This window comes from Microbacterium sp., assembly GCF_029263575.1.
GTDB lineage: Bacteria > Actinomycetota > Actinomycetes > Actinomycetales > Microbacteriaceae > Microbacterium.
In genome coordinates this window covers 1-9,349 of sequence record NZ_JAJUFV010000112.1, presented here as the reverse complement: position 1 = coordinate 9,349, position 9,349 = coordinate 1, and the positions used below count along the sequence as shown (strand labels likewise).

Genomic DNA, 9,349 nt, shown 5'->3' with positions numbered 1-9,349 from the left:
GGCGGTCACGATCCTCGACGGCCGCAACGGCGGGCGGGGATCCCACCTGCCGTGGGCGAACCCGCGGCGCGGCTGGACGTTCGTCTCGACGGGCCACGGCGCCGTGCCGTGGGAGCCGCTGTTCCGCGCGCTCAACGCGATCGGCTACGACGGCCCGACGAGCGTCGAGTGGGAGGACGCCGGCATGGATCGCCTGCAGGGCGCGCCCGAGGCGCTCGCGTTCGTGCGCAAGCTCAACGCAATCACGCCGCCCGACGCCGCGTTCGACGCCGCGTTCAGCTCGTCTCAGGAGGCGTGACTCACCAGTCGTGCACGGTGCCGTCGGCGAGGCGGTTGTAGGGCAGGTACGCCCGTTCGTAGGGGTACCTGCCCGCCTCGTCGATGTCGACGTCGACGCCGAGGCCCGGTTCGTCGCCCGGGTGCAGCAAACCATCTCGCCACGTGAATGACTGCTCGAACACGCGGTTGGTCTTCTCACCGTGCGGCATGTACTCCTGGATGCCGAAGTTGTGGATCGCGAGACCGAGGTGCGCCTGTGCGGCCATGCCGACCGGTGAGATGTCGGTCGGGCCGTGGAAGCCCGACTTGATCTGGTACAGCGCAGCGTAGTCCATGGTCTTCTTCAGCGGCGTGATGCCGCCCATGTGGGTCACGGCTCCGCGCACGTAGTCGATCAGCTGTTCGCGGATCAGATCCTTGAAGTCCCAGACCGTGTTGAAGATCTCGCCGATCGCGAGCGGCGTGGTCGTGTGCTGGCGTACGAGACGCAGCGCCTCCTGGTTCTCAGCGGGCGTGCAGTCCTCGAGCCAGAACAGGTCGTACGGCTCGAGCGATGTGCCGAGCTTCGCCGCCTGGATCGGCGTCATCCGGTGATGGCCGTCGTGCAGCAGCGGCAGTTCGGGGCCGAACTCGTGGCGCACGGCCTCGAAGACCCCGGGCAGGTGCCGCAGGTAGGCGCGCGTGTCCCAGTCCTCCTGCACGGGCAGCGCGCCGCGGCGGGCGGGTTCGTGGTCGTAGCGCGCTTCCCCGCCGCCCGTGTCGGCCGACTGCGAGGCGATGCCGTAGATCGCCTTCAGCCCGGGCACGCCCGACTGCACCCGGATCGCACGATAGCCGAGGGCGAGGTGTTCTCGGATCGAATCGAACAGCTCGGGCAGTTCCTTGCCCGACGCGTGTCCGTAGGCGAGCAGGCCCGTGCGGCTGGCGCCGCCGAGCAGCTGGTAGACGGGGAGGCCTGCGATCTTGCCCTTGATGTCCCACAGCGCCATGTCGACGGCCGCGATGGCCGCCATCGTGACGGGCCCGCGGCGCCAGTACGCGCCCCGGTACAGGAACTGCCAGGTGTCTTCAATCGCGTGCGGATCCCTACCGATGAGCAGTGGGACCACGTGCTCGGTCAGATACGCGACGACAGCGAGTTCGCGCCCATTGAGGGTCGCGTCGCCGAGACCCGTGACTCCGTCTGAGGTCGTGATCTTGAGGGTCACGAAATTGCGGTCGGGGCTCGTGACGATGACCTCTGCTCTGTCGATGCGCATGGTCGGCCTCCTTCATCGGCGGCATGCACGATCATACTTTCATCGGGCGCTTAACCAAGTCAATGTTCGATCGGTGCGTCCTCGGGGGTCGTGATCGCGAGGCGCAGGGCGTGGGCGGCTCCGCCCACGGCGGCCGCATCGCTCAGCTGATCGGCGAGGTGGATTCGCACGGGGTGCCGTTCGCTGGCGAACGCCTCGGCCGCGAGCCGCTCCGACAGCCGCTCGAGATACAGCGTCCCCGCGATCTCGAACGCGGGCCCGGCAAGCGACACCGAGCCGAGGTCGAGCAGATTCACGACGGTGACGAGGGCGTCGCCGAGGTAGCCCGCAGACTCGGCGATCAGCTCGCGCGCGAACTCGTCGCCGCGGACGGCGAGCGTGGCGATGCGCTGGAAATCGTGAAATCGGTCGCGCTCGGGCGACGGCTCGAACCGTGTTCCGGCGTTCTGCGCCGCGAGCGCATAGGCGCGTTCGGCGACGGCACGCGGTGTCGCGAGATCGTCGACGGTCGTGCCGAGCCACGATCCGCCGCGGCGCACCGGCAGGGGGCCGATCGCCCCCGTGTTTCCGCTCGCGCCGCGGAAGAGCTCGGTTCCCGACAGGATCCCGACCCCGACGGTCGCCCCCATGTGCACAGTGCAGTGTGCCGCGGAGGCGCTGGTTGCCGCGCGCCAGTGCTCACCGATCGCGGCGGCGGAAGCATCGTTCTCGAGCGCGGCCGCGAAGCCGGTCGCCGTCGCCAGATCCTGTGCGAGTTCGATGCCGACCCAGCGCGGCAGCGTGCGGGAGCGGAGAATGACGCCGCGTTCGAGGTCGAGCAGGCCGGGGCTCACGACCCCGATGCCGACGATCGCCTCGCGCGCGAGACCCGTCGTCGTCAGCAGCAGATTCACCGCGCGCGCGATGCGGGCGATCGTCGGGGCCGGCGCGTCGTCGCGTGCTCCGCGGATCCGCGAGCGGGCGACGACGGCGCCGATCGCGTCGGTGATGCACACGACGATCGACTCGGCGCCCAGCTGCACGCCGATCGCGCAGGTCGCGAGCGGTCGCAGGGCGAGGAGCGTGCGCGGTTTGCCGCGCGTGGGGGTGCGCTCGCCGGTCTCGACGACGCGCCCCGAGGCGATGAGGTCACGCACGGCCGTCGACACCGTCGCCTGGGTCAGGCCGGTCTGCTCGGCGATCTCGACACGGCTCGCCTGGCCCATCGCGCGGATCGCCGCGAGCACCGCGACGGCGCTCGCGCGGAGGCGCACGGGGATGATCATGGTGTCGCCTCGCGGCGGGGTTGCGGTGAGCGGCGCGGTCGTGGCCAGGGGGTCGCAGTCATACTGATCATGTGGGCGATGAGACTTCCGGAGGGGCACGCGTGTTCGGAATGGTGCGGCGCAAGGCGCCGGGTCAAAGGGGTCTGGACCAGTTCTACTCGGGTCTGCTGAGCGGCGTCGACCGTGTGCTCGACGAAGAAGGCGCGAGTATCGTCGTCCACATTGTCGCAAGCCTCGATGAGGAGGTCGCCACCTACCGACGCTGGGCCGCAGCGGGTGAGATCGAGGCCGTCGTGCTGTCCGATATGGTCGAGGACGATCCGCGTCCCGCGCTCTGTCACGAGTTGAGCCTGCGCGCCGTTGCCGTCGGCGAAGTCGACGGCGACGGCCAGTCGGTTCGTGTGAACAATGACCGCGCGATGGCGGATGCCGTCGCGTTCCTCGACGAGCTCGGTCATCGGTCGATCGGCCACGTCACCGGCCCCCGCGAGCTGAGCCACACGATCGCGCGCGAACGGGCGTTCGAGCGGGAGATCGCGGCTCGGGGGCTGTGCGGGGGCGCCGTCGAGGGCGACTACGGCGAGCAGTCCGGGCGAGAATGCACGGCGCGGCTTCTGGACGACGAAGCCGGATTCACGGCGCTCGTGTTCGACAACGACCTCATGGCCGCTGCCGCGCTCGATGTGGCGGCCGAGCGGGGAATCGTCGTTCCCGACGAACTCTCGGTGCTCGCCTGGGATGACTCGGCGGTCTGCCAACTCGCGACGCCCGCGCTGTCGGCCGTGTCGCGAGACGTCCTCGGACTCGGCGAGCTCGTGGCGCGAGCGCTTCTGGATCCCGACGCGGCGGCCGAGAGCGTCACCCAGGACGTCGTGATCGTTGCTCGCGCGAGCACAGCGCCGCCTGCTGAGTCCTGAGCGCGACGCCGGGGCGACCGTGCGAGACTTCCCTCTTGACTGATCTAAGTTAATTCGACTAAGAAAGTCGTGGTGGCTCGTTCACCGTTGCCAGAGACGTCAACGACCCGGCCGAGCCGGGCGCGAAGGAAACACAGATGACCGACAGCACCGCTCTGAAGAAGAGCGACGTGACCCATCCCTCCCTCCAGCTGTATACCGTGCGAAACGACCTCGAACGCGACCTCCCCGCGACGATCGCTCGGGTCGCGCGCATCGGCTTTCGCCAGGTCGAGCCCTTCGGCTTCGTCGATCGTGCGGGCGCGCTGCGCGATGCTCTCGACGCCTCGGATCTCTCCGCGCCGACCGCCCACGCGCGCCTGGTTGGTGAAGACGTCGACGCCATCTTCCGCGCTGCGAGCGTGCTCGGCGCCTCGACCGTCTACGACCCGTTCATCGACCCCGACAGGTGGCTCAGCAGGGACGGGGTTGCGGGCATCGCCGCCGAGATGGGCGAGATCGCCCGGGTCGCGGCCGGGCACGGCATCGCCGTCGGCTATCACAATCACGCATTCGAGTTCCGCTCGCGCATCGACGGCACGAGCGCTTTCGAGGTCTTCGCCGACGCGGTGGCGGACGAGGTGCAGCTCGAAGTGGACACCTACTGGGCAGCGGTGGGCGGTGAGGCCGACGTGCCCGCGCTCCTCGCTCGTCTGGGCGACCGCGTGACGGCGCTTCACATCAAGGACGGCCCCCTGACCGACAACGACATCGACCAGGTCGCGGTCGGCAGCGGATCCATGGACGTTCCCGCGATCCTCGCCGCGGCTCCGCAGGCGCTTCGCGTCGTCGAACTCGACGACTTCGCGGGCGACGCGTTCGACGCCGTCGCCGACAGCTTCACCTACCTCGAAGGGATCCAGGCATGACGAAGAGGACGGGCGTCGGCATCATCGGCGCGGGCACGATCAGCGACGAGTACCTCGGCAATCTCACGCGGTTCCCCGCGCTCGAGGTGCGATTCATCGCCGACCTCGACACGGATCGCGCTGCCGCCCAGGCCGCGAAGTGGGGCGTGCCCGCATCGGGGGCGACCGAGCAGCTGCTCGCGGATCCCGACGTCGACATCGTCGTGAACCTCACCATTCCCGCCGTCCACGTCGAGGTCGCGAAGCAGGCCGTCGCCGCGGGCAAGCACGTGTGGGGCGAGAAGCCATATGCTCTCGACCGCGAGAGCGCCCGCGAGCTGGCCGAGTTGGCGCATTCCGAGGGCGTGCGCGTGGCGGTCGCCCCCGACACCTTTCTCGGTCCGGGGCTGCAGACCGCGCTGCGGGCCGTCAAGGAGGGCACGATCGGCACGCCCGTGAGCGGGCTCGCGCTGTTTCAGACACCGGGGCCGGAGTCGTGGCACCCGAGCCCCGAGTTCCTCTTCGCGCGCGGCGCGGGCCCGATGTTCGATGTCGGGCCGTACTACCTCACGGCGCTCGTCCAGGTGTTCGGCGCCGCTCGCCGAGTGTCGGCGACGGGTTCGAAGGCGCGCGAGACGCGCGTGATCGGAAGCGGACCGAAGGCCGGCCGGGAGTTCCCCGTCGAGGTGCCGACGCACGTCAACGCGCTGATCGAGTTCGAGAGCGGCGCGAGCGCCCTCGCGGTCTTCAGCTTCGACTCGCAGCTGCGGCACACCGTCATCGAGATCGAGGGCACAGACGGGGCGGCAGCCTTCCCCGACCCTAACATGTTCGAGGGCGACACGGTGCTGCATCTGCCGGGCGACGAGACGCGCACGATCGCGGCCGGACGAGCGGCGTCCACCCGCGGCACGGGCGTCGCCGAGTTCGCCGAGGCGATCCGCACGGGACGTCGCGAGCGGGTGCCCGGCGAGCTCGCCATCCATGTGCTCGACATCATGGTCAGCATCAGCGAGGCGATTGACGCGGGCACGCCCGTCGATGTCGCATCGACGGTCGAGGCGTCTGACCTGCTCGACCTGGAATGGGATCCGACCGTGGATCCTGCACGCGCGGCGGCATCATCCACCTGATGCCGGTCGCGTTCTCTCAACCTCTCAACGGCGAGAACAAGGAGATTCACGATGAACAGCAAGATACGGGTGCGATGGGTCGCGGCGTGTGCCGCGACCGGTATCGCCGCGGCGGGCCTCGTCGGCTGCTCCGACGCGGGTGCGTCGAGCGACACGATCACCTATTGGGCGAGCAATCAGGGCGCCTCGGTGACACACGACGAAGAGATCCTGAAGGAGACCATCGATCGCTTCACGGAGGAGACGGGCGTCGAGGTCGAGCTCGAGGTCATTCCCTGGGGAGATCTGTACAACCGCATCCTCACGGCGGTGTCGAGCGGCGAAGCGCCCGACGTCGTCAACATCGGCAACACGTGGGCTGCCTCTCTGCAGGCCAGCGGGGCCTTTGAGCCCTTCGAAGGCGACGCGCTCGAGGCGATCGGGGGCGAGGACCGCTTCCTCGCCTCGAGCTGGAAGACGGGCGGTGCGGAGGGGGAGGCGCCGACGTCCGTTCCGCTGTACGGACTCGCGTACTCGCTGTATTACAACACCGAGATGTTCGAAGCAGCGGGGATCACGGAGCCGCCCGCGACCTGGGACAAATTCGTCGAGGCAGCGAAGAAGCTCACGGTCGACACCGACGGCGACGGGGAGATCGACCAATGGGGCGTCGCTCTCGCGGGCCAGAGAACCTCGAACAACGTGCATCAGGCCTTCATTCGTGGACTGCAGAACGGCGGTTCGCTGTACGACGACGAGGGTAATCCCGACTTCGCGAACGACGGGGTCGTCGAAGGCGTCAATCAGTGGATCCAACTCATGGGCGAAGACGGTGTCGTCAGCCCGTCGAACGCCGAGCTGACCGAAGGCAACGAGATGGTCGCCGACTTCATCGCCGGCAACTCCGCGATGTTCTTCGACCAGGCGCCCGGCAAGACGCTTGCGGAGGGGGACATGGAGGACTACGCCGTGGCGCCCGTTCCGATGATGTCGGCCGACGCGACCGGCGAAGAGGGCACCCAGAGCCACGTTGCTGGCATCAACGTGAGCGTATTCGCGAACTCCGACAACAAGGAGGCGGCGATCGACTTCGTCGCCCATCTCACCAGCGACGCAGAGCAGATCTACCTCAACGATCGCTTCACATCGCTGCCTGTCGTCACGGCCGCCTACGACGATGAGGCATTCCAGGGCGAGGAGACGCAGCTCAAGCAGCAGATCCTGGCCGAACACGCGCAGCCGATGCCTCTCTACCCCAGTGAGGGGCAGATGGAGACTCTCGTCGGCGAGGCGATGAACGGGCTCTTCGCGCGGATCGCTCAGGGCGACGAGGTCACGGAGGACGACGTTCGCGCGGCCCTCGAGGATGCCAACTCGCAGATGCCTGCGAGCTGATCCGGATCCGACCGATCGACCGGGGCGGGCCGAAGCCCGCCCCGGCGGAGGGAAGTCATGGCAATTCTCACGACCTCGACGGTGAAGACCCGTCATCCGAAGAAGAATCCGGAGCCCTACGTCCTCGAGAACCCTCGTGCTCAGAAGCGCCTGTGGTTGCCGTATTGGCTGATCGCGCCCGCTGGTGTGATGGAGCTGCTCATCCACATCGTGCCGATGATCCTCGGGGTGTACATCGCGTTCATCTCGCTCACGCAGTACTCGATCGCCAATTGGACGAGCGCGCCGTTTGTGGGGTTCGCGAACTTCGTCCAGGGTCTCGACCCGGCCGGCGCCATCGGCAGCCAGTTCTACGGCGCGCTGCTGCGCACGATCGCGTTCACCGTCATCGTCGTGGCGTTCGCCTGGGCGATCGGCATGTTCGCGGCGGTGCTTCTGAGTTCGAAGTTCCGCGGCAACGGTCTGTTCCGCACGCTCTTCCTCGTGCCCTATGCGCTCCCGAGCTATGTCGGCACGATCGCCTGGGCGTTCATGTTCAATCAGCGCGACGGCGTCATTAACCGCTTCCTCGTGGACGATCTCGGCATCCTCGACGAGCGCCCATTCTGGCTGCTGGGCGGCAACGCCTTCTGGGCAATGGTCGTCGTGACGGTGTGGCAGTTCTGGCCGTTCGTCTTCCTCATGCTGCTCGCCGCACTGCAGTCGATCCCCACCGACGTGTACGAAGCGGCGGCGCTCGACGGGGCGAGTCTTTGGCGGCAGTTCCGGTCGATCACGCTGCCCATGGTCCGGCACGCCAACACGGTTCTGCTCCTCATTCTCAGCCTGTGGATCTTCAACCAGTTCAACGTGCCATACGTGCTGTTCGGCCCGTCGTCGCCCGCGGAGGCGACGCTGATCTCGCCGCTCATCTACCAGCAGTCGTTCAACAATTGGAACTTCGGGGTGGGAGGTGCGATGAGTGTCCTGCTGCTGGTTGTTCTGCTGATCGCCTCCGCCTTTTATATCCGTCTCGTGATGCCGAAGGGCAGGTCGGTCGATGATTGAAACCCGCGGATTCCGCATCCTTCGCGCGATGGGTCTCACCTTCCTGAGCCTGCTCGTCCTGCTGCCCGTGTACGTCGTCGTTGCGACGTCGATCAAGCCGCTCGGAGACGTGCGCGGGGTCTTCACCTGGATCCCGTCGCGGATCACCCTCGAGCCGTACTTTCAGATTTGGCAGACGGTTCCGCTGGGGCGCTATTTCGTCAACAGTCTCATCGTGACGGTCGCGGCGACCGCGTGTTCCGTGATCCTCGCGGTCATGGCGGCGTACGCCATGTCGCGGTTCGCCTTCCGCGGCTCACGCGCCTTCAGTCTCGTCGTGCTGTCGACGCAGATGTTTCCGGGGATCCTGTTCCTGCTGCCGCTGTTCCTGATCTTCTCTCAGCTGCAGCGGATCGTCGGCGTGCAGCTGACGGGGTCGTATCTGGGCCTGATCCTCACGTATATGACGTTCTCGCTGCCGTTCGCCATCTGGATGCTGTCGGGCTTCTTCGCGTCCATTCCGAAGGAGCTCGAGGAGGCCGCGATGATCGATGGGACGGGGCGTATCGGCGCCCTGATCCGCATCGTGCTGCCGGTCGCGAGGCCCGGCATCATCGCAGTCACGGTGTACTGCTTCATCACGGCATGGAGCGAGGTGTTGTTCGCGAGCGTCCTGACGAACAATGCGACGCGGACCCTGGCGATCGGGCTGCGCGCGTACTCATCGCAGACCGACGTGTACTGGAATCAGCTTATGGCCGCGTCGGTCGTCGTGTCGCTGCCCGTGATCATCGGATTCATGCTCGTTCAGCGCCACCTCATCGCAGGCCTGTCGTCGGGCGCCGTGAAGTAGGCGCCCTCGTGTCCCTCGCCCGACCGGTACGCGGCGAGGGGTACGGGGCGTTCAGTGGGCGGCGTGGTACTCGGATCCCGTCGCGTCCGACTTCCAGTAGCCCTTGATGACGGTGCGGTCGGCGTCGAGGCCCCAGCGGTCGACCGCGAGCGCGCGGGCGGGCTTCACGATCGCCTGCTCGGCCGCGACGAACACGAAGGGATCCTCGCCCGGGCTGTCGTCCGCGTCCATGCGCGCGATCGCGTCGGCGAGCGCCGTGCCGGGGAAGGCGGATCCGCGGTGGACGAACTCGACGGGCACGGGCGCATCGATCTCGAGCTGGTGCCCGGCCCCGCGCACCTCGACGAGGATCACGG

Annotated in this window: 10 protein-coding genes; 7 read left to right on the top strand and 3 right to left on the bottom strand. The window is 67.7% G+C overall.

What is annotated here, in order from left to right:
• Nucleotides 1-298, top strand: a 298-nt coding sequence (locus tag Q1J95_RS11380) for a TIM barrel protein (RefSeq protein ID WP_300267673.1), incomplete at its 5' end; no start/stop codon positions are given.
• Between the two features lies 1 nt (nt 299).
• On the opposite strand, the gene manD is transcribed toward Q1J95_RS11380, so the two are convergent.
• Together manD and Q1J95_RS11370 are read right to left on the bottom strand one after the other, a co-directional pair.
• Complete coding sequence (manD, locus tag Q1J95_RS11375) at nt 300-1,538, bottom strand: D-mannonate dehydratase ManD (protein ID WP_300267671.1); 1,239 nt, start codon at nt 1,536-1,538, stop codon at nt 300-302.
• Nucleotides 1,539-1,597: 59 nt separating this feature from the next.
• Nucleotides 1,598-2,803, bottom strand: a complete 1,206-nt coding sequence (locus Q1J95_RS11370) for an ROK family transcriptional regulator (protein ID WP_300267669.1) — start codon at nt 2,801-2,803, stop codon at nt 1,598-1,600.
• 71 nt (nt 2,804-2,874) lie between these two features.
• Here Q1J95_RS11370 and Q1J95_RS11365 point away from each other — a divergent pair, with 71 nt between their 5' ends.
• From Q1J95_RS11365 to Q1J95_RS11340, 6 genes are all read left to right on the top strand, one after another.
• Nucleotides 2,875-3,720, top strand: a complete 846-nt coding sequence (locus tag Q1J95_RS11365; RefSeq protein WP_300267667.1) for a LacI family DNA-binding transcriptional regulator — start codon at nt 2,875-2,877, stop codon at nt 3,718-3,720.
• 137 nt (nt 3,721-3,857) lie between these two features.
• Complete coding sequence (locus Q1J95_RS11360; protein ID WP_300267665.1) at nt 3,858-4,628, top strand: sugar phosphate isomerase/epimerase; 771 nt, start codon at nt 3,858-3,860, stop codon at nt 4,626-4,628.
• The gene (locus Q1J95_RS11355) at nt 4,625-5,740 is read left to right on the top strand and encodes a Gfo/Idh/MocA family oxidoreductase (RefSeq protein WP_300267664.1); all 1,116 of its coding nucleotides are present in this window, start codon (nt 4,625-4,627) and stop codon (nt 5,738-5,740) included. Before Q1J95_RS11360 ends, Q1J95_RS11355 begins: the two co-directional genes overlap by 4 nt.
• 51 nt (nt 5,741-5,791) lie before the next feature.
• Complete coding sequence (locus Q1J95_RS11350; RefSeq protein ID WP_300267661.1) at nt 5,792-7,114, top strand: sugar ABC transporter substrate-binding protein; 1,323 nt, start codon at nt 5,792-5,794, stop codon at nt 7,112-7,114.
• 57 nt (nt 7,115-7,171) lie between these two features.
• A complete protein-coding gene (locus tag Q1J95_RS11345) occupies nt 7,172-8,161 on the top strand; it encodes a carbohydrate ABC transporter permease (protein WP_300267660.1) in 990 nt (329 codons plus the stop codon).
• Nucleotides 8,154-8,993 carry a carbohydrate ABC transporter permease gene (locus Q1J95_RS11340; RefSeq protein WP_300267658.1) on the top strand — a complete coding sequence of 280 codons (840 nt, stop codon included), beginning with the start codon at nt 8,154-8,156 and terminating at the stop codon, nt 8,991-8,993. Before Q1J95_RS11345 ends, Q1J95_RS11340 begins: the two co-directional genes overlap by 8 nt.
• Nucleotides 8,994-9,044: 51 nt before the next feature.
• Here the strand turns inward: Q1J95_RS11340 and Q1J95_RS11335 are convergent.
• On the bottom strand, nt 9,045-9,349 hold a 305-nt coding region (locus Q1J95_RS11335), incomplete at its 5' end, for an SIP domain-containing protein (protein ID WP_300267657.1).